At 59.3% G+C, this 18,914-nt stretch carries 18 protein-coding genes; 8 read left to right on the top strand and 10 right to left on the bottom strand.

What is annotated here, in order from left to right:
• Window positions 1-278: 278 nt before the first annotated feature.
• The gene (locus AB4048_RS05800; protein ID WP_442200970.1) at window positions 279-938 is read right to left on the bottom strand and encodes a YggS family pyridoxal phosphate-dependent enzyme; all 660 of its coding nucleotides are present in this window, start codon (window positions 936-938) and stop codon (window positions 279-281) included.
• 194 nt (window positions 939-1,132) lie between these two features.
• Between AB4048_RS05800 and leuS the strand changes: the two genes are divergently transcribed.
• The 3 genes from leuS to holA are packed head-to-tail and all read left to right on the top strand — an operon-like array spanning window position 1,133 to window position 5,324.
• Entirely contained in the window at window positions 1,133-3,763 is a 2,631-nt protein-coding gene (gene leuS, locus AB4048_RS05795; protein WP_442200969.1) for a leucine--tRNA ligase, read from the top strand.
• Window positions 3,753-4,274 (top strand): LPS assembly lipoprotein LptE, encoded by a 522-nt coding sequence (lptE, locus tag AB4048_RS05790; protein ID WP_442200968.1) that lies wholly within the window; start codon window positions 3,753-3,755, stop codon window positions 4,272-4,274. Before leuS ends, lptE begins: the two co-directional genes overlap by 11 nt.
• Window positions 4,275-4,286: 12 nt before the next feature.
• Window positions 4,287-5,324, top strand: coding sequence for a DNA polymerase III subunit delta (gene holA, locus AB4048_RS05785; RefSeq protein WP_442200967.1), 1,038 nt, complete (start codon window positions 4,287-4,289; stop codon window positions 5,322-5,324).
• Window positions 5,325-5,374: 50 nt separating this feature from the next.
• On the opposite strand, the gene AB4048_RS05780 is transcribed toward holA, so the two are convergent.
• From AB4048_RS05780 to hemE, 8 genes are all read right to left on the bottom strand, one after another.
• On the bottom strand, window positions 5,375-6,259 hold the full coding sequence (locus AB4048_RS05780; protein ID WP_442200966.1) for a ParB/RepB/Spo0J family partition protein: 885 nt from the start codon (window positions 6,257-6,259) through the stop codon (window positions 5,375-5,377).
• Between the two features lie 33 nt (window positions 6,260-6,292).
• Window positions 6,293-7,090 (bottom strand): ParA family protein, encoded by a 798-nt coding sequence (locus tag AB4048_RS05775; protein ID WP_442200965.1) that lies wholly within the window; start codon window positions 7,088-7,090, stop codon window positions 6,293-6,295.
• A gap of 14 nt (window positions 7,091-7,104) precedes the next feature.
• Window positions 7,105-7,728: a 16S rRNA (guanine(527)-N(7))-methyltransferase RsmG gene (gene rsmG, locus AB4048_RS05770; protein ID WP_442200964.1), complete on the bottom strand. Its 624-nt coding sequence runs from the start codon at window positions 7,726-7,728 to the stop codon at window positions 7,105-7,107.
• 23 nt (window positions 7,729-7,751) lie between these two features.
• Window positions 7,752-9,626 carry a tRNA uridine-5-carboxymethylaminomethyl(34) synthesis enzyme MnmG gene (gene mnmG, locus AB4048_RS05765; RefSeq protein ID WP_442200963.1) on the bottom strand — a complete coding sequence of 625 codons (1,875 nt, stop codon included), beginning with the start codon at window positions 9,624-9,626 and terminating at the stop codon, window positions 7,752-7,754.
• 108 nt (window positions 9,627-9,734) lie between these two features.
• Window positions 9,735-11,051: a tRNA uridine-5-carboxymethylaminomethyl(34) synthesis GTPase MnmE gene (mnmE, locus tag AB4048_RS05760; RefSeq protein WP_442200962.1), complete on the bottom strand. Its 1,317-nt coding sequence runs from the start codon at window positions 11,049-11,051 to the stop codon at window positions 9,735-9,737.
• A 106-nt stretch (window positions 11,052-11,157) separates the two neighbouring features.
• Window positions 11,158-12,423 carry a transcription termination factor Rho gene (gene rho / locus AB4048_RS05755; protein WP_442200961.1) on the bottom strand — a complete coding sequence of 422 codons (1,266 nt, stop codon included), beginning with the start codon at window positions 12,421-12,423 and terminating at the stop codon, window positions 11,158-11,160.
• Between the two features lie 200 nt (window positions 12,424-12,623).
• Window positions 12,624-13,163 carry a protoporphyrinogen oxidase HemJ gene (hemJ, locus tag AB4048_RS05750; protein WP_442200960.1) on the bottom strand — a complete coding sequence of 180 codons (540 nt, stop codon included), beginning with the start codon at window positions 13,161-13,163 and terminating at the stop codon, window positions 12,624-12,626.
• Between the two features lie 5 nt (window positions 13,164-13,168).
• On the bottom strand, window positions 13,169-14,203 hold the full coding sequence (gene hemE / locus AB4048_RS05745) for a uroporphyrinogen decarboxylase (protein ID WP_442200959.1): 1,035 nt from the start codon (window positions 14,201-14,203) through the stop codon (window positions 13,169-13,171).
• Window positions 14,204-14,603: 400 nt separating this feature from the next.
• Between hemE and AB4048_RS05740 the strand changes: the two genes are divergently transcribed.
• From AB4048_RS05740 to dnaQ, 5 genes are read left to right on the top strand one after another with little or no spacing between them, the layout of a single operon-like run.
• Window positions 14,604-15,425, top strand: a complete 822-nt coding sequence (locus tag AB4048_RS05740; protein WP_442200958.1) for a pyruvate, water dikinase regulatory protein — start codon at window positions 14,604-14,606, stop codon at window positions 15,423-15,425.
• 33 nt (window positions 15,426-15,458) lie between these two features.
• Complete coding sequence (locus AB4048_RS05735) at window positions 15,459-16,058, top strand: Maf-like protein (RefSeq protein ID WP_442200957.1); 600 nt, start codon at window positions 15,459-15,461, stop codon at window positions 16,056-16,058.
• Window positions 16,051-16,911: a shikimate dehydrogenase gene (locus AB4048_RS05730; protein WP_442200956.1), complete on the top strand. Its 861-nt coding sequence runs from the start codon at window positions 16,051-16,053 to the stop codon at window positions 16,909-16,911. Before AB4048_RS05735 ends, AB4048_RS05730 begins: the two co-directional genes overlap by 8 nt.
• Window positions 16,908-17,510, top strand: coding sequence for a dephospho-CoA kinase (gene coaE / locus AB4048_RS05725; protein ID WP_442200955.1), 603 nt, complete (start codon window positions 16,908-16,910; stop codon window positions 17,508-17,510). Before AB4048_RS05730 ends, coaE begins: the two co-directional genes overlap by 4 nt.
• Window positions 17,510-18,220: a DNA polymerase III subunit epsilon gene (dnaQ, locus tag AB4048_RS05720; protein WP_442200954.1), complete on the top strand. Its 711-nt coding sequence runs from the start codon at window positions 17,510-17,512 to the stop codon at window positions 18,218-18,220. Before coaE ends, dnaQ begins: the two co-directional genes overlap by 1 nt.
• A gap of 147 nt (window positions 18,221-18,367) precedes the next feature.
• Here the strand turns inward: dnaQ and secB are convergent, their stop codons facing one another.
• On the bottom strand, window positions 18,368-18,847 hold the full coding sequence (secB, locus tag AB4048_RS05715; RefSeq protein WP_442200953.1) for a protein-export chaperone SecB: 480 nt from the start codon (window positions 18,845-18,847) through the stop codon (window positions 18,368-18,370).
• Window positions 18,848-18,914: the final 67 nt, after the last annotated feature.

Raw genomic sequence — 18,914 nt, 5'->3', positions numbered from 1 at the left:
AGTTGGGGGGACATTCCGGATTTGCACCGGCAAACGGCGGGGCATCATGCGTCGGTACGCGCAAACAAAGGTGACTGCCGTTGACAAGGACAATCGCAGTACATGGTTAAAAATCTCTCAACGACGCTTCACCATATTTTAGGTTCGGCGAATGCTGGCGGCATTCGTCAAGGCCGACGGTATTCTTCCGCAGCCACACCGGTAAGCATCTTTTTCTCCCAGGGCCTGCAAGGCCGCGAAGGAAGAGCGGGGACTGAAGCCCGAAGAAAGCAGCGCCTTTAACGCGCTCCGAAGATCGCGGAACCGATGCGAACGCTGGTGGCGCCAAAAGCAATTGCCGTTTCGTAGTCGCCGGACATGCCCATGGACAGCCGATCAAGGCCGCATTGCTTCGCAAGCCTTGCCAGGAGCGCGAAATGCGGTCCGGGATTTTCCTCGGCGGGGGGAATGCACATGAGCCCTTCGATCTGAAGTCCCAGTTCACCGCGGCAGAGTTCGACGAAGGCCTCGGTTTCTTCCGGCGCGATCCCCGCCTTTTGCGGCTCCATCCCGGTATTGACCTGAACATAGAGGCGAACCAGCTTTCCCTGCCGCTTTGTCTCGTCGGCAAGGGCGCGCGCGATCTTTTCCCGGTCCACGGTCTCTATCACGTCGAAGAGAGCGACTGCGTCCGCAGCCTTGTTGGACTGCAGCGGCCCGATCAGATGCAGCTCGATATCCGGCGTTTCGGCCTTGAGGTCAGGCCACTTGCCCTGGCTCTCCTGGACGCGGTTTTCGCCAAAGACGCGCTGTCCACCGGCAATCGCGGGACGAATAGCCTCGGCTTCGAAAGTCTTGGAGACCGCGACGAGTTGAACCGCGCCGTGGGACCGCCCGGCGTTGGTTTCCGCAGCGGAGATCCGCGCCCGCACATCGTCCAGCCGCTCGCTGAGTTCCATTGTCGTCCTCGCCTTTGCTCAATCTCTCGCGATTGCAGTAAAGCGGGATGCGAGCGTTGCCAAGGGCGGAGGCCCTAAATCCGCCGTCCGGACCTAGGTTTGGGCACTTGCGGTACCCGCCAAACTTGACGCTTGGTTGGTTTCATGATGAAGGTCACGCCAATCCCCCATGATTTTCCGGAATGCGAGTCCCCATGGCCACCGAACGTTATAATCCGCGCGACGCCGAGCCCCGCTGGCAGCAGAAATGGAACGACGAGAAGGTCTTCGTGACCGACAACTCCGACCCGCGCGACAAGTACTACGTGCTGGAAATGTTCCCCTATCCGTCGGGACGCATCCACATGGGCCACGTCCGCAACTATGCCATGGGCGACGTGGTTGCACGCTACAAACGTGCCCGCGGTTTCAACGTGCTGCATCCGATGGGCTGGGACGCCTTCGGCATGCCGGCGGAAAACGCTGCGATGGAACGGGGCGTTCATCCGGCCGCCTGGACCTACCAGAACATCGCCTCGATGCGCACCCAGCTGAAGGCGATGGGCCTGTCGCTCGACTGGAGCCGCGAATTCGCCACCTGCGACGTCACTTACTACCAGCATCAGCAGCACCTTTTCCTCGACTTCCTGGAGAAAGGTCTCGTCTACCGCAAGCAGTCCAAGGTCAATTGGGATCCGGTCGACAACACCGTTCTTGCCAATGAGCAGGTGATCGATGGTCGCGGCTGGCGCTCCGGCGCGTTGGTCGAGCAGCGTGAGCTTACGCAGTGGTTCTTTAAGATAACCGATTTCAGCCAGGAGCTTCTTGACGCGCTCGACACGCTAGACCAGTGGCCGGAAAAGGTGCGTCTTATGCAGAAAAACTGGATCGGCCGCTCCGAGGGGCTGACGATCCGCTGGGAAGTGGTTCGCGAAACCGCCCCAGACGGAACCCATGAGATCGCCGTCTATACGACGCGCCCGGACACGCTGTTTGGCGCCTCGTTCCTCGCAATTGCCGCCGATCATCCGTTGGCAAAGCAGGCGGCTGCTTCGAATCCGGCTATCGATGCTTTCTGCGAAGAGTGCCGGCGCGCTGGCACGTCGCTGGCAGCTTTGGAAACGGCCGAAAAGAAGGGTATGGACACCGGCGTTCGCGTGCGACATCCGCTCGACCCGAGCTGGGAGCTGCCAGTCTACGTCGCCAACTTCGTCTTGATGGACTATGGCACGGGCGCCATCTTCGGCTGCCCCTCGGGCGACCAGCGCGACCTCGACTTCGCCCGCAAATACGATCTGCCGGTCGTGGCGGTCGTCGCGCCGAAAGATGCGGATCCAGCGACGTTCGAAATCGGCGATGTCGCTTTCGACGGCGAAGGCGTGATGATCAACTCACGCTTTATCGACGGCATGACAACGACCGACGCTTTTGAGGCCGTGGCGGCCAAGCTTTCGACGACCATGATCGGCAATCAGCCTCAGGCCGAGCGCAAGGTCAATTTCCGCCTGCGCGATTGGGGGATTTCCCGTCAGCGGTATTGGGGTTGCCCGATCCCGGTCATCCACTGCGATGACTGCGGCGTGGTGCCGGTACCGAAAGCCGATCTGCCGGTGAAGCTGCCCGACGACGTCACCTTCGACCAGCCCGGCAACCCGCTCGACCGGCATCCGACCTGGCGGCATGTCGCCTGCCCGCATTGCGGCAAGGACGCGCGCCGTGAAACGGATACGATGGACACGTTCGTCGATTCGAGCTGGTATTTCACGCGCTTCACCGCGCCCTGGGAGAACCAGCCCACCAACAGCGAGGCTGCCAACCGTTGGCTCCCGGTCGACCAGTATATCGGCGGCATCGAGCACGCGATCCTGCATCTGCTTTATTCGCGCTTTTTCACGCGAGCCATGCGCGAGACCGGCCACGTCGACGTCAAGGAACCTTTCAAGGGTCTTTTCACGCAAGGCATGGTGGTCCACGAGACCTACAGCCGCGGCCAAGGCATGAGCCGCGAATGGGTGGCGCCTGCCGACATCCGCATCGAGGAGGCCGACGGCAAGCGCCAGGCGGTTCTGCTGTCGACGGGCGAGGAGGTCACGATCGGCTCCATCGAGAAAATGTCGAAGTCGAAGAAGAACGTGGTCGACCCCGACGACATCATCGCCTCCTATGGCGCGGACACGGCGCGGTTTTTCGTGCTTTCCGATTCTCCGCCCGACCGCGACGTCATCTGGTCGGAAGCCGGTGTCGAGGGCGCGCATCGCTTCACGCAGCGCCTGTGGCGCCTCATTTCCGAAGCCGCCGACGCGCTGAAAGGTGTTGAGCCGAATCCGGCTACCGAAGGCGAGGCTTTGGCGATTTCTCAGGCTGCACACAAGACGCTGAAGGCAGTTCAAGGCGACTACGACAAGCTGGCGTTCAACAAGGCCGTGGCGCGTATCTACGAGCTTGTGAATACGCTTGCATCGGCGCTCGGCAAAGCCGCTTCCGGCGGCGCCGGAATGGATTATTGCGCGGCCGTCCGCGACGCTGTGGAGATCCTGATTGCCATTGTCGCGCCGATCACCCCGCATCTGGCAGAGGAATGCTCAGCTGCGCTCGGCGCCAGCGGGCTTGTTTCGACGTCGGCCTGGCCAACCTTCAATGCGACCCTGGTGGTTGAGAACGAGATCGTATTGCCGGTGCAGATCAACGGCAAGAAGCGGGCCGAATTGACAATCGCGCGCGAGGCAGATCAAGATGCCGTTCAGAATGCAGTCCTTGCTTTGGATGCAGTCAAAAGCGCGTTGAATGGTCAGGCGCCAAAGAAGATTATCGTCGTTCCACAAAGGATCGTTAACATTGTCGTCTGATTTCATCGTAAAGCTCGCCCGCGCTGCAGGCGTAGCCTCCCTGCTGGTGGTCGCCGGCGTGCTTTCTTCCTGTCAGGTGCGCCCGCTTTACGGCGAAAGCACCGGCGTGAAGGCGAAGCTTGCCTCTGTCGGTTTCGAGGACGTGGGCACTCGCGTTGGACTAGAGGTTCGCAACCACTTGATCTTCATCGCTGGGCGCGGAGCGGGCGAGGCGGTCAATCCGAAGTATATGGTGAGCCTCAGCGTCAGCTCCGCTTTGCAGGGCGTCATCTATCTTCCGTCGTCGGATACGTCTGCGGCGGCGCGCACTACCGTCACGGTATCTTACGTGATCAAGCAGGCCGCCGATGGCAAGGTGCTGAAGGCCGGCAGCCGGGCAACGACCGCACTCGTCGATTTGCCGACGCAGGAGTTCGCCAAACTTCGCGCCGAACGCGACGCCGAGGATCGTGCAGCGCGGGAAGTCGCCGAACTTGTGGGTGCCGACATCGCGGCTGCACTTAGCCGCTGATAGAACGCGGCCATGGCAGAAATCAAATCTCACGAATTCGACGGATTTCTGCAGGGAGCAGTGCGCAATCATCGCATGTTCCTGATCTATGGCCCCGATCGCGGCCTTGTTTCCGAACGGGCAGCCGCGATCGCTGCAAAGACCAAGGTCGCACTCGACGATCCTTTCTCCCTTCTGAAGTTGGATGCTGGTGACCTAAATAGCGACGCCGGACGACTGCTCGATGAAATGAACACTATTGGGCTCTTTGGCGGCGAGAAGCTTATCTGGGTACGCGGCGCGGCAAACGAGAAGGGGCTCGTCGACGCCTTGCAGATACTCGCCGGGCGACCGCCTGAGGCGAGCTTCCTCATCATTGAAGCAGGCGATCTCAAAAAGACGGCAACGTTGCGTAAGCTGGCCGAAGGATCGCGCGCGGTCATCGCAATCCCCTGCTATGCCGATGACATCCGAGCCCTCAACGCCTTGATCGATAATGAATTGTCGGCGAGCAATCTTCGCATCACGCCCGACGCTCGCCAGCGGCTGCTGGAACTCCTCGGCGGCGACCGCATCGCATCGCGCAACGAGATCAAAAAGCTGGCGCTCTATTGCCGGGACGTTGGCACGATCGACGATACGCACGTCAACGACATCATCGGCGATGCTAGCGCCATTTCGACGGACGACGCGGTCGATGCGATCTTGAAGGGGGACGCCGACGCCTACTTGCGCGCGGTGGAGAAGATCGTGAGCTCGAAGACACCGATCTTTCTCGTGCTTCAAGGCTGCCTGCGGCAGTTTCAGCTTCTTGATGTGATGCGCGCTGAAATGGAAGAGAAGCGAGTGCAGCCGGCGCAGGTGATGCAGACGCTTGGCCGTCACCTTCATTTCCGCCGGAAACCCGTTATCGAACAGGCATTGCGAAACTGGGACGCTCCGGCGATAGCGCGGGAGATGAACCGCTTACAGGCCGCCATCCTTCAGAGCCGCCAGCGCGGCGCGCTCGAAGAGAGCATAGCTCTCCACACATTGCTCTCGACCACCCTGCAATCCGCTCGCAAGGCCTAGCTTCCGCGCCCAATCGATATTGGGAGGACCGGCGTCGATGCCAATTCCCGTCAGCGCCGTTCTAGAAGGCGGCAGATTTCCTCGAGCTGCTCCAATGACTTATAGGCGATGCGTACCTGGCCGCCACTGCCTTTGTGATTGATCGCGACGTCGAGCCCCAGAGCGTCGGAGAGCGTCCTCTCAAGCGCCAGAGTATCGGAGTCCTTCTCATCACGACGCGCCATGGCGGGCCGGGGATCGTTTTGCGCGCGGATATCGTTTTGCGCCAGGCGCTCGGCGTCGCGCACCGACATCCCCTTCGAAACGATCGTCTTCGCAAGAGCCGAAGGATCGGAGGTGGGCACAAGGGCGCGCGCGTGTCCGGCCGACAGGCTTCCAGCCGCAAGCATATCTCGCACAGGGTCCGGCAGCTTCAGCAAGCGAAGCGAATTGGCGACATGACTCCGGCTTTTGCCGATGATCTCGCCCAAATCGTTCTGCGTATAGCCATGCTCGGCAATCAGCTGCTCGTAGCCGAGCGCCTCCTCGAGCGGATTGAGATCCGACCGCTGCACATTCTCGACGATTGCGATCTCCAGCGCGGTCTTGTCGTCAACATCACGAACGATCACCGGAATCTCGACCAGGCCGGCAAGCTGCGCCGCGCGCCAACGTCTTTCGCCGGCTATTATTTCAAATCTTCCGTCCGAAACAGTGCGTGCGACAACGGGCTGGACGATGCCGTGTTGGCGGATCGAGCTGGCCAGGTCATGCAACTCCCCCTCGTCGAAATAGCGGCGCGGGTTCTTCGGGTTCCGGCTGACGAATTCGATGGGCACCAGCCGGTCGGGATTGACCGAGGGCTTGCCCGCCTCAATAGGCGCCGGCTGATCCATCTCGCCGATGAGAGCAGCAAGTCCACGACCCAAGCGCCGTTTTGAAAGATCATCACTCATCGCATATCACTCACTATTAGGATGCTAAACGGCTCAAGCAGCAACCTTGCGTTGCCGCTCTCGCTGAATCACTTCCGACGCCAATTGCAGATAAGCCTGGCTCCCAGCACATTTCAAATCGTACAGAATGGCCGGCTTGCCGTAGGAAGGTGCTTCGGAAACGCGAACATTGCGCGGAATGAGGGTGTGATAGACTTTCTCGCCCAGGTGCATTCGCACATCGCTCACCACCTGTTGCGCGAGATTATTGCGCGCATCGAACATCGTCAGAACGATGCCCTGGATATCGAGTGTCGGATTGACCGAACGGCGCACCTGATCCACCGTCTCCAAAAGCTGGCTTAGTCCCTCAAGCGCAAAAAACTCGCATTGCAGCGGCACCAGAACGGAGTGTGCAGCCGCCATAGCGTTCATCGTCAGTAGATTGAAGGATGGCGGGCAGTCGACAAGAATGTAGGAAAACGCCAAAGCCTCAGGGCTTTCCAGCACCCGACGCAGACGGAAGACGCGATCGCTCTGCTGTGCAATTTCCATCTCGATCCCGAGGAGATCCATTGTCGACGGTACGATGTGCAGATTGGGTACCGCGGTAGGAAGCACGACCTCGGAAATGCCATGGGTTCCGACAAGCAAATCGTAGGAGGAAAGCTTGCGATCCCGGCGATCTATGCCCATCCCCGTGCTGGCATTGCCCTGCGGATCGAGATCGACGATCAGTACCCGCTCACCGATGGCAGCCAAGGCTGTTGCCAGGTTGATGGCCGTCGTCGTCTTGCCGACGCCGCCTTTTTGGTTCGCGATGGTAATAATCCGGTTCTTTTCGCCTGCCATTGCGTGCCACCCGATCAAGGTTGAATTTTTCGCCGCAACCGCGTGACCTCAAGAATGACTGAGTCGCGCTCGACGATACTTGGATGTTCTACCAGATCGAATTCCCAACTACCACGCGCTTTGTCCACCTCACGCTGGTAATCCCGGCCTTTGTGTAGGAACATACGGGTCGCTGCGCTTCGTGACCACCATGGTTCGGCATAGGAGTAGAGCTGATCCAGCTCGGCCAAAGCGCGGCATGAGATTGCGTCGACCTGAGGAATGGCTTTTGTTGCCTCCTCAATTCGCATTGCATGAACGGTACCGCGGGCATGGCACTCGCGCAGGCATGTGCGGAGAAAGGCAGCCTTTTTGTGATTGCTTTCAATCAGATTGACGTGGCCGCCGCCGAGCTCAGCCAGGAAAATGGCTGTGACGATCCCCGGAAATCCACCGCCGCTACCGAGATCCGCCCAAGTGACTGGGGTGGGGTAGAGCTGGAAAATCTGTGCGCTATCGGCAATATGGCGCGACCACAAATCCTCGAGCGTCGAGGGTGCGACCAGGTTTATGGACTTCGCCCATTTTTTGAAAAGCGCGGCAAATAGCTCCAAACGCTCCTGTGTTTCACGTGAAACACGCACGCCGTTCAACTGCATCGGAAGACTCTTCTAACGTGAATTCAAGAAGCTAGTGGTCGCGCGGCATCCATTTTCCGCAAGTGAGTCAGCAATAGTAACAATGCCGCTGGCGTCATTCCATCAAGCTTTGCAGCCTGCGCTATGTTCTGCGGGCGCGCCTTCTCGAGCTTTTGCTTCAACTCGTTGGAAAGACCGGAAAGCACAGCGAAGTCAAAAGACCCGGGAATCACCTTGCTCTCATCGCGCTTCACCTGAGCGATATCGGCGCTCTGACGCTGCATATAGACCGCATAGGTGGCCTCAATCTCGAGCGCTGCGGCGACCTTGGGTGAAAGCTCCCGAAATTCCGGCCATCGTTGCGATAGCGAATCGATCGAAAGTTCGGGATAGGCAAGCAGCTCATAGGCACTACGCCGTTGGCCATCCCGATTTAAAGAGATACCAATCTTAGCAGCCTCGTTCGGCGTCAGACCGCGCTCCCTAAGCATCGCCCGCGCAGAATCCAGCGCCTCAAGATACGCTGTAAACCGTTGAGAACGCTCCGTCCCGACACAACCAAGCGCCTGGCCGATCGGCGTCAAACGCACGTCGGCGTTGTCAGCTCGGAGCGAAAGGCGGTACTCAGCCCGCGACGTGAACATACGATAGGGCTCAGCGACCCCGCGCGAGGTCAAATCATCGATCATGACACCTATATACGAGTCAGCACGGCTGAGATGAATAGCATCTCCGTCAGCTGCCAGTCTCGCGGCATTCAGCCCAGCCAGCAAGCCCTGCGCACCTGCCTCCTCATACCCGGTCGTCCCGTTGATCTGGCCAGCGAGAAAGAGCCCCGGAATCTTCTTCACCTCAAGCGAAGACTTTAGTTCGCGCGGGTCCACGTGATCATACTCAATCGCATAACCCGCCTGCTTGATGATAACGCGTTCCAAGCCAGGGATCGTGCGGATAAAGGCGTCCTGCACCTCTGCCGGCAAAGACGTCGAAATACCGTTTGGATAGACGGTATTGTCATCCAACCCCTCCGGCTCCAAGAAGATTTGGTGGCCATCGCGCTCGCCAAATTTGACGATCTTGTCCTCGATAGATGGACAGTAGCGCGGACCCACCCCCTCGATCTGACCGGAATACATCGCCGAACGGCGAAGGTTATCGGCGATGATGCGGTGGGTGGCGGATGTCGTTCGCGTCACTCCGCAGTCGACCTGGGGATTGAGAATGCGATCCGTCATGAACGAGAAAGGTACCGGCGCGTCATCGGCTGATTGTCGGCCGACAGAGTCCCAGTCGATCGTCCGGCCGTCGAGGCGTGCCGGTGTGCCCGTTTTCAGGCGGCCAAGGTTGAGACCGAAACGAGCGAGCGTAGAAGACAAACCCATCGAGGGTTCTTCGCCAACACGACCTGCGGGGATCTTTCGATCGCCAATGTGGATAAGGCCACGCAAAAACGTCCCTGTTGTCAGAACGACCGCACCGCAATTGAGAACTCGGCCATCTTTGGTAACAACAGCGGCAACAAGGCCATTCTCGATGCTTAGATCAAAGGCATCACCCTCGATTACCTCGAGATTGGCGATCGACGCGATTTCGCGCTGCATCGCTTCACGGTAGAGCCGGCGGTCTGCCTGCGTCCTCGGACCGCGGACCGCGGGGCCCTTCTTGCGATTGAGCATTCGAAACTGGATGCCGGCTGCGTCGGCGACGCGACCCATCAACCCATCAAGGGCGTCAATCTCTCGAACGAGATGGCCTTTGCCAAGCCCGCCTATCGCGGGATTGCAGGACATGACGCCGATTGTATCGCGCTTGTGCGTGAGGAGGGCGGTACGCGCGCCCATGCGCGCTGACGCCGCAGCCGCTTCACAACCGGCGTGACCTCCGCCGACGACGATAACATCATAGAATATGTGGGACATTGCAAAGCTCCGGCTTCGGCGCCCTGTTTGCCACAAGACGCGCGGGAGTCAAGCGTTTCACGTGAAACAGTTATCCCTAAATGCAGCCGACAGATTGTTTCACGTGAATCATTTGCCAATACAGAATTCCGAAAAGATCACGCCAAGCAAATCCTCCACGTCGACATGCCCCGTGATCCGCCCGAGAGTCTGCCCGGCAAGGCGAAGGTGTTCCGCGCGTATATCCAGGCCGTCTTCGATTGCGTCGCAAGCTGACCGTATCGCCCACAGTGTCTCCTGCAACAGTTGGCGATGGCGGAGGCGGCTCGGCAAGGCGTAAGACAATCCCTCAGCTCGCAAAGACAGTTCCGCAGCTATAACCCGATGAAGCTCGTCCAAGCCTGCGCCGGTCAAGGCGGATAGAAAGATATCGTAGTCGCCATTCGGCTCGTGAAGATCGCATTTTGTCCCGACGCCTATGACCTTGCCGGCAAAGCCCTCGAAGGCAGTCCTAACGTCTCGGCCAATTTCCGCCAGAGAGAGCACCAGATCCGCTTCTGCGATCGTCTTTAAGGCACGCCGAATGCCTTCCTTCTCAACAACCTCCGCCGTATCGCGGAGCCCGGCCGTGTCATACAGCTTGACGGCATAGCCATCGATATCCAGATCGACATGCAACACATCGCGCGTCGTGCCGGCGATATCGGTGACGATCGCCACCTCTCTCTTTGCGAGCGCGTTCATCAAGCTCGATTTGCCGGAGTTCGGTTCTCCCGCAATGACGATCTTTAGGCCGTCACGGATGATCTCCCCGAAAGAGGCGCCAGCGAGGTGGGCAGACACTTCATCGGCGAGCCGGGACATATCCGTCCAGACCTGGTCCGACACCGATCCAGGCACATCGTCATCTTCAGCGAAATCGAGCTCTGCCTCAATCAATGCCCGCGCTCGGGTCAAACGGTCGGCCCAGCCTGCGTAGAGAGCCGACAGCTTACCGCTGCTATGCTCGATCGCAAGCCGCCGCTGCATTTCGGTTTCCGCCGAAATCAGATCCGCAAGGCCTTCGACCTCGACCAAATCCATCTTGCCGTTTTCCAACGCGCGACGGCTGAATTCGCCATTCTCGGCCATGCGACAGCGCTCAAAACTCGCCAATTCGTTGTATAGAGCCAGTATCACCGCCTTACTGCCGTGCACATGCAACTCTACACAGTCCTCACCGGTAAACGAAGCAGGCGACGGAAAGCCAAGAACGAGCCCTTGGTCAATCGTTAAACCGTTCCGAGTCCGAATCGTTTTCAATGCCGCCTGTCTTGATGGCGGAAGTGATCCGATAAGCGCTTGCGTGATCGGGAACGAGCGGTCGCCGGATAAGCGCAAAACTGCGACGCCCGAAGGAAGTCCGCCGCTTGAAAGGGCGTATATAGTATCAGTCGCCTTATTCATCGCCGTCGCCTTGCGCCATTAGTTCGCTACCGAATCGATCGCCGGAACGAAAGAACGGGCCGCATTACAGCAGCCCGTTCGAACAACAGATGAATCCGGCTAATGATTAGGTATTCATCGAGTCGAAGAATTCCGGATTGTTCTTCGTTTGCTTCAACTTGTCGATAAGGAATTCGATTGCATCCGTCGTTCCCATCGGCGCGAGGATACGGCGCAACACGAAAATCTTCTGAAGGTCCTGTCGCGGCACGAGTAGCTCTTCCTTACGCGTACCGGATTTGAGGATGTCCATCGCCGGGAAGATGCGCTTGTCGGCGACCTTGCGGTCAAGCACGATTTCCGAGTTACCGGTGCCCTTGAACTCTTCGAAGATAACTTCGTCCATGCGGCTGCCCGTATCGATGAGAGCCGTCGCGATGATTGTCAGCGACCCGCCTTCCTCGATGTTGCGCGCCGCACCGAAGAAGCGCTTCGGCCGCTGCAAAGCGTTGGCGTCCACACCACCCGTCAGGACCTTGCCAGACGAGGGAACGACGGTGTTATAGGCTCGGCCAAGGCGCGTAATCGAATCGAGCAGGATGACGACGTCGCGGCCGTGCTCAACGAGCCGCTTGGCCTTCTCGATGACCATTTCGGCCACCTGCACGTGGCGAACCGCCGGCTCGTCGAATGTCGAGGAGATTACTTCCCCCCGGACCGAACGCTGCATGTCCGTCACTTCTTCCGGACGTTCATCGATCAGAAGCACGATCAAGTAGCATTCAGGATGGTTGGCAGTGATCGAGTGAGCGATGTTCTGCAGGAGAACGGTCTTACCGGTGCGCGGGGGCGCCACGATCAGGCCGCGCTGGCCCTTGCCGAGCGGCGCCACGAGATCGATGACGCGCGGCGACAGATCCTTCGTGGTGGGAACGTCGAGTTCCATACGGAAGCGTTCGTTGGGATAGAGCGGCGTCAGGTTGTCGAAGTGCACCTTGTGCCTGATCTTCTCCGGATCGTCGAAATTGATGGTGTTGACCTTCAGCAGCGCAAAATAACGCTCGCCTTCCTTCGGACCGCGGATGGGGCCTTCTACCGTATCGCCGGTCTTTAGCGAAAAACGGCGGATCTGCGAGGGCGAGATATAGATATCGTCAGGCCCCGGCAGGTAATTGGCATTCGCCGAGCGTAGGAAGCCGAAGCCGTCCTGCAAAACTTCGACAACGCCTTCACCGATGATTTCGACGTCCTGACTGGCTAGCACCTTGAGAATCGCAAACATCAATTCCTGTTTGCGCATCGTGCTTGCATTTTCGACCTCAAGCGATTCGGCGAATGCCAGCAGATCGGTCGGAGATTTGTTCTTAAGTTCTTGAAGCTTCATTTCAGCCATGAAGAGGGACCGTTACTCTATGTTTTCTAAAAAAGGGGGAAGGTGGTATCTGTCGGATTCGAGACCGCGAGAAGATCGCGGGCGAGTGAACTGAACCATGCCACGAGATGAGATGGCGGGAAAATAGCGGTTAAGGCGAAGAGCCGCAAGGGGGGTGCTGAAAATCAGCCAAATTATCGGCGCGACCCTGTGTCGCCCCCTCAAGCGAACGGTTTAACCACCACGAGAATGACGATTGCGATCATCAAAACGGTCGGCGCTTCATTCATAAAACGCCAGTAGCGAGCCGACCTGCGGTTCTCGTCACGGGCAAAGTCACGGACCGAACGGCTGAAGAAAACATGAACCATGGTCATCAGCACGACGAGCGCAATCTTCGCATGCAGCCAGCCACCGTGGAAGCCATAGACCGACCAGGCGAGATAGAGACCGAGGACCCAGCTCAGCATCATCGCCGGGTTCATGATGACGTTCAGCAACCGCCGTTCCATCACCTTGAAGGTCTCGGACTGGACCGAGCCGCGCTCGGCATCGGTGTGATAAATGAAAAGCCGCGGCATGTAGAAAAGGCCCGCCATCCAGGAGATCACCGCGATGATGTGGAATGCCTTGATCCAAAGGTAGAGATTATCCGGACGCCAGCCGAAAAGGCCCACCGCCAGGAGAATGAAAAAGCCGATGGCGATATGCGCCCGTCGGCGCGCATAGGCGCCGGGCCCTGCGTCCGTCTGACGCTCCATCGCCCTCAACCCCCTTGCGCACGGACGCGTCGAACGAGCGTCGCGACGTTTTCCGGATCGGCCTGCGGCGTAATTCCGTGACCGAGATTGAAGATCAGCGGGCCGTTTCCGAGTGTCTGCAGGATGGCATCAATCCCGGCGTCAAGCGCCTCTCCGCCGGCGACGACCCGCATTGGGTCGAGATTTCCCTGCACCGGCCCCTCCCTCTGCAGCTCGGCCGCAAAGGAAAGCGGCACCGACCAATCGAGCCCTATTGCGTCGGCTCCGGTCCGTTGGCGATAGGTCTTCAGCAGATAGCCCGCGCCCTTGGCAAAGGCGATCACCTTCGCCTGCGGACGGCGTTCCTTGATCGACGCAATCATGCGGGCGACGGGCTTCACCGCGAAGGCTTCGAATTCCGCTTCCCCGAGCACGCCCGCCCAGGAATCGAAGATCTGCACGGCGTCGGCACCCGCATCGATCTGTGCCACCAGATAGTCCGCCGATATCTCCGCAAGCAGCATCAGAAGGTGCTCGAACGCTTGCCGCTCACGATAGGCGAAGAGACGGGCAGGCGCCTGGTCCGGTGTCCCGCGGCCGGCGATCATGTAGGTGGCAACTGTCCAGGGAGCGCCGCAGAAGCCAAGCAGGGTCGTCTCCACCGGCAGCTCCGCCCGAAGCCGCCGCACGGTCTCAAGGACAGGCGCGAGATGGGAGACGACATCCTTCCCATCGAGCGCTCGAATACCCCGGACATCGATCGGATCCATCTCCGGCCCGGTGCCTTCGCTGAAGCGGACGTTGCGTTTCAGCCCGTCGGGGATAACCAGGATATCGGAAAACAGGATAGCAGCATCGAAGCCATAGCGACGGATCGGCTGCAGCGTCACTTCCACGGCGTGATCCGGAGAATAGCAAAGATCGAGAAAGCTTCCAGCTTTGGAACGGGTCTCGCGATACTCGGGCAGATAGCGTCCAGCCTGGCGCATCAGCCAAATCGGAGGAGGAGAGATGGTCTCCCCTTTCAAAACCCGTAGGACTTTCCGGCATTCCTCGCTCAAGGCGTCTTCCCCATAAAAGAACTAAATAGATTCTAAATGTTTCTATTTCTTAGAGTCTGTTTCTATCAAGGATTAAAATGAATTCACCGGCAGCGCGATTTGTCGCGTCCGATCGATGGCCAAGGAACAGATTCCGGTCTTTTGCGGAGAAAAGCGTCTAAAAGTCGAATTGCGTAAAAAAATCCATGGCTTATGTTGCAGTCGCGTCAATCCCCATCTGTGGATAAGCTGGGGACGGAAAAACTGGATGCCAGGTTTTCCACATTGCCCACAGACCCATGCTGAAGCACTCCGAAAAAACCGTATTGTGGAAAAGTGGGCAGGTTTTCCCTTGCCTTGGGCCCAGCCCCGGCCTTAGGTCAGAATCGTCCACCCTTATCAACAGCCAGCGGAAAATAGCGTGGAGAACCGCAGGAGCTTCTTTCATCTTCATCTCATTTCTGACTCGACGGGAGAGACTCTGATCTCCGCCGGGCGCGCGGCTTCGGTTCAGTTTCACGCGAGCCAACCGATCGAGCACGTCTATCCGCTTGTGAGAAACCGCAAACAGCTGCTGCCGGTTCTGGAAGCGATCGATCGAAGCCCGGGGATCGTGCTCTATACCGTGGTCGACCGTGAACTCGCCGACATCATAGACGAGCGCTGTCGCGAGATGGGCGTGCCTTGCGCCAATGTGCTCGAGCCGGTCATGACGCTTTTCCAGACCTATCTCGGAACGGCATCGCGCCGCCGGGTCGGCGCGCAGCACGTCATGAACGCGGACTACTTCGCCCGCATCGAGGCGCTCAACTATACGATGGATCACGATGACGGCCAGACGCCCGACGACTATAATGACGCCGACGTCGTCATCGTCGGGATCAGCCGCACCTCGAAGACCCCGACCAGCATCTACCTCGCCAATCGCGGCATCAAGACCGCCAACATCCCGATCGTCCATGGCGTTCCCCTGCCGGAAAGCCTGTTGACTGCGACCAAGCCGCTGATCGTCGGGCTGATTGCAACGACCGACCGCATTTCCCAGGTTCGCGAAAACCGCGTGCTCGGTACCGCCACTTCGTTCAATGGCGACGAGTATACCGACCGCGCCACGATCGCGGAGGAACTGAAATACGCCCGCTTGCTTTGCGCCCGGCACAATTGGCCGTTGATAGACGTGACCAGGCGGTCGATCGAGGAGACGGCGGCCGCGATTGTTGCTCTGCGCCCCAAGCTGCGTTAAGCGCAGGGATAGAGTGCTTCGAAAGGCTAATCCGTGACCGCATCCCTTATTCTAGCCTCGTCCAGTCCCTTCCGGCGAATGCTCATGGAGAATGCCGGCCTGACCTTTTCTGCGATCGCGGCCGATATCGACGAGCGCGCCATCGAGGCGCCGCTCGAGCGGGAGGGGGCGGGGCCGGACGCGGTCGCCCTGGTTCTTGCCAAGGCAAAGGCCAAAGAGGTGAGCGAACGCTTTCCCGGTTCCCTCGTGATCGGCTCCGACCAGACAATGTCGTTGGGGTCTGAAGTTTTCCACAAACCGAAAGACCGAGCGGATGCGGCAAACCATCTGAGCCGGCTTTCGGGCAAGACCCACCGCCTGAACAGCGCGATCGCCTTTGCAAAGGACGGGGATATCCTTTGGGAGCATGTGTCTCATGCCGAGTTAACGATGCGCGATCTCTCGGCGGAATTCATCGACCGGCATCTGATGCGGGTCGGCGAGCGTGCGCTGGGCAGCGTCGGCGCCTATCAACTGGAAGGAGAGGGCATCCAGCTATTCTCCGGGATCGATGGCGACTATTTCACCATCCTCGGTCTGCCAATGCTGCCGCTTCTGCAAAAATTGCGCGAATTGGGAATGATCGATGGATGATTCACGTGAAACATTGAAGCCGAAAGCCTTCGTCACCGGTTATCCAGTGCGCCATTCGCGCTCGCCGATGATCCATGGCTACTGGCTGAAAAAGTACGGCCTGAATGGGAGCTACGAAGCGAGGGAAGTCGCAGTCGATGACTTTCCTGCCTTCATCGCCCGTTTGAAGGATGGATCGTCCGGTTTCGTCGGCGGCAACGTCACTATCCCGCACAAGGAAAGCGCTTTCAGGCTTGCGGACCGGCCAGACGAACTGTCGGAGGAAATCGGGGCGTCAAACACGCTTTGGATGACAGACGGGCTGCTTCAAGCCACCAATACCGACGGACGCGGCTTTACTGCCAATCTCGACGCCCGCAGGTCAGGCTGGGAACGGGCCGAGCGGGCCGTGATTCTCGGCGCCGGCGGTGCGAGCCGGGCCGTAATCCAGGCCGTGCGCGACCGCGGCATCGGAGAGATCCACATCATCAACCGAACGGTCGCGCGCGCGCGCGAGCTGGCGGACCGGTTTGGGCGACGGGTGCATGCCCATGGTATGGACGCCCTTTCCGAAGTCATGACTGGCGCCGCCCTTTTCATCAACACGACGTCGCTCGGTATGGATGGCGAGGCCACGCCCGCAATCGACTTTAGGCCGTTGGCGGCCGATGCGATCGTCACCGACATCGTATACGTGCCGTTGAAGACCCCGCTGCTCACCCAGGCCGAAGCCCAGGGTTTTGCGATCGTCGACGGCCTCGGCATGTTGCTCCACCAGGCGGTGCCCGGTTTCGAACTGTGGTTCGGGCGGCATCCGCAGGTCGATGACGAGCTGCGCGAGTTGATCATCGCCGACATGGAAAAACACTCATGATCCGCGTAGGGCTGACTGGATCGATAGGCATGGGCAAGACGACGACCGCGAAGCTCTTTGCCGATGCCGGCGTACCCGTCAACGATGCCGATGCTGTCGTGCACCAGCTATACAGCGGCAAGGCCGCGCCGCTTGTCGAAGCGGCCTTTCCCGGATCGGTAAAGGGAGGCGCCGTCGACCGGCAGGCTTTGGCGCGGCAGCTGGCGGCCGATCCCGATGCCTTCAAGCGTCTCGAAGCGATCGTTCATCCGCTTGTGCGCGAGCGCGAGCAGCAATTTCTCGAAAAGAATAGCCAGGCCGGAGCCGATCTCGTCGTGCTTGATATTCCACTGCTTTTCGAATCGGGCGCTGCCGATCGTGTCGATCGCATCGTGGTGGTCACCTGTGATCCACAGCTTCAGCACGACAGGGTACTTGCCCGGCCGGGCATGACGGAGGAAAAATTCGCGATGATTCTGTCGCGCCAGTTGCCTGATTCGGAGAAACGCAAGCGGGCGGACTACCTCGTCGATACCGGCCATGGCATCGAAGCGGCGCGGGGACAGGTGAACGACATCATCGCGGATTTGCGCCGACGCGCCGCGAATGGGGAGACTTGATGCGCGAAATCATCTTCGACACGGAAACGACCGGCCTGGACAATCGCTTGGACCGCGTCATCGAAATCGGCGGCATCGAACTCGTCAATCATTTCCCCACCGGCCGGACGCTGCATCTCTACATCAATCCGGGCGACCAGAAGGTCCATGCGGATGCACTGGCGGTTCACGGCATCACCGACGAGTTCCTGAAGGACAAACCGTCATTCGGGGATGTCGCGGAAAAAATCGTGGACTTCTTCGGCGATGGCCGTTGGGTGGCGCATAACGCGACCTTCGACATGGGTTTCGTCAATGCGGAATTGGCAAGGCTAGACCTGCCGCCGATCCTGCCGGAGCGCGTGCTCGATACGCTGGCGCTGGCCCGCCGCAAGCATCCGATGGGTCCAAACTCGCTGGATGCGCTTTGCCGGCGCTACGGAATCGATAATTCCCACCGGACCAAGCACGGCGCGCTGCTCGACTCCGAACTGTTGGCCGAAGTCTATATCGAGATGATCGGCGGGCGGCAGACGGCGCTCGGGCTCGGCACTTCCTCCGCCAACGGCAAGGCCGATGAAGATGCTGCGTTCGACGAGGAGATCATCGTGCTTGCGCGGCCGCGTCAACTGTTGCCGCGCCTAAGCGAAATGGAGCGCGAGGCCCATGCGGCGTTGGTCGTAAGGCTCGGTGACAAGGGGATCTGGTCGCGATACTCGCCATCTGAATGAGCAACACAAGCGACTAGAATCCGACTAACGAATGAGATGCCTGGGATTTCTGGTGGCCGACAAAGGCCCGTTCTCAGTCGGTCTTCCTCAAACAAAAATGCCCGGGTTCTGCCCGGGCATTTTTGTTAGATCGATGCATTCAACAGATCAGTTCGGAACGACGTTGACCTGGGCACGAGCCTGCTCTTCGGCAACGCGCTGCGTGAACATCGTTGCGAAATCGATCGGATCGATGATCAGCGGCGGGAAGCCGCCGTTGCGGGTGACGTCGGCGATGATCTGGCGCGCGAAGGGGAACAGCAGGCGCGGGCACTCGATGAAGAGTAGCGGCAGCATGTGCTCCTGCGGGAAGCCGGTCACACGGAAAACGCCGCCATAGACGAGCTCGGTGTGGAAGACGATCTTGTCGCCGTCCTTGGCTTCGGCGTTCAGCGTCAGCACGACGTCGAAATCGGAATCCGACAGCGGGTTGGCGTTGACGTTGACGTTGATATTGATTTCAGGCGCCTTGTCGCGCGCCTGCAGCGAGCGCGGTGCGCCGGGATTTTCGAAGGAAAGATCCTTGGTGTATTGGGCTAGAACCGAGAGGCTCGGGTTCGAAGCGCCGTTGCTGTTGTCGTTGGCCATAGCTGTTCCTCGCGGCTGCGTAGTTTCCAAGCTTTGCAGCGTTCCCTGCCCGTCGTCCATGACGCGC

This window comes from Rhizobium sp. RAF56 (assembly GCF_052113965.1).
In the GTDB taxonomy this organism is placed as follows: Bacteria; Pseudomonadota; Alphaproteobacteria; order Rhizobiales; family Rhizobiaceae; genus Rhizobium.
Note: the sequence above shows the minus strand (reverse complement) of the source record. Positions and strands in the feature narration are given on the sequence as shown.

Excerpts from the sequence above, each read along its gene's own strand:
- AB4048_RS05800 (WP_442200970.1), bottom strand. The coding sequence starts at position 938 with ATGGAACTCAGCGAGCGGCTGGACGATGTGCGGGCGCGGATCTCCGCT.
- leuS (WP_442200969.1), top strand. The coding sequence starts at position 1,133 with ATGGCCACCGAACGTTATAATCCGCGCGACGCCGAGCCCCGCTGGCAG.
- holA (WP_442200967.1), top strand. The coding sequence starts at position 4,287 with ATGGCAGAAATCAAATCTCACGAATTCGACGGATTTCTGCAGGGAGCA.
- AB4048_RS05780 (WP_442200966.1), bottom strand. The coding sequence starts at position 6,259 with ATGAGTGATGATCTTTCAAAACGGCGCTTGGGTCGTGGACTTGCTGCT.
- AB4048_RS05775 (WP_442200965.1), bottom strand. The coding sequence starts at position 7,090 with ATGGCAGGCGAAAAGAACCGGATTATTACCATCGCGAACCAAAAAGGC.
- rsmG (WP_442200964.1), bottom strand. The coding sequence starts at position 7,728 with ATGCAGTTGAACGGCGTGCGTGTTTCACGTGAAACACAGGAGCGTTTG.
- mnmG (WP_442200963.1), bottom strand. The coding sequence starts at position 9,626 with ATGTCCCACATATTCTATGATGTTATCGTCGTCGGCGGAGGTCACGCC.
- mnmE (WP_442200962.1), bottom strand. The coding sequence starts at position 11,051 with ATGAATAAGGCGACTGATACTATATACGCCCTTTCAAGCGGCGGACTT.
- rho (WP_442200961.1), bottom strand. The coding sequence starts at position 12,423 with ATGGCTGAAATGAAGCTTCAAGAACTTAAGAACAAATCTCCGACCGAT.
- hemJ (WP_442200960.1), bottom strand. The coding sequence starts at position 13,163 with ATGGAGCGTCAGACGGACGCAGGGCCCGGCGCCTATGCGCGCCGACGG.
- AB4048_RS05730 (WP_442200956.1), top strand. The coding sequence starts at position 16,051 with ATGGATGATTCACGTGAAACATTGAAGCCGAAAGCCTTCGTCACCGGT.
- coaE (WP_442200955.1), top strand. The coding sequence starts at position 16,908 with ATGATCCGCGTAGGGCTGACTGGATCGATAGGCATGGGCAAGACGACG.
- dnaQ (WP_442200954.1), top strand. The coding sequence starts at position 17,510 with ATGCGCGAAATCATCTTCGACACGGAAACGACCGGCCTGGACAATCGC.
- secB (WP_442200953.1), bottom strand. The coding sequence starts at position 18,847 with ATGGCCAACGACAACAGCAACGGCGCTTCGAACCCGAGCCTCTCGGTT.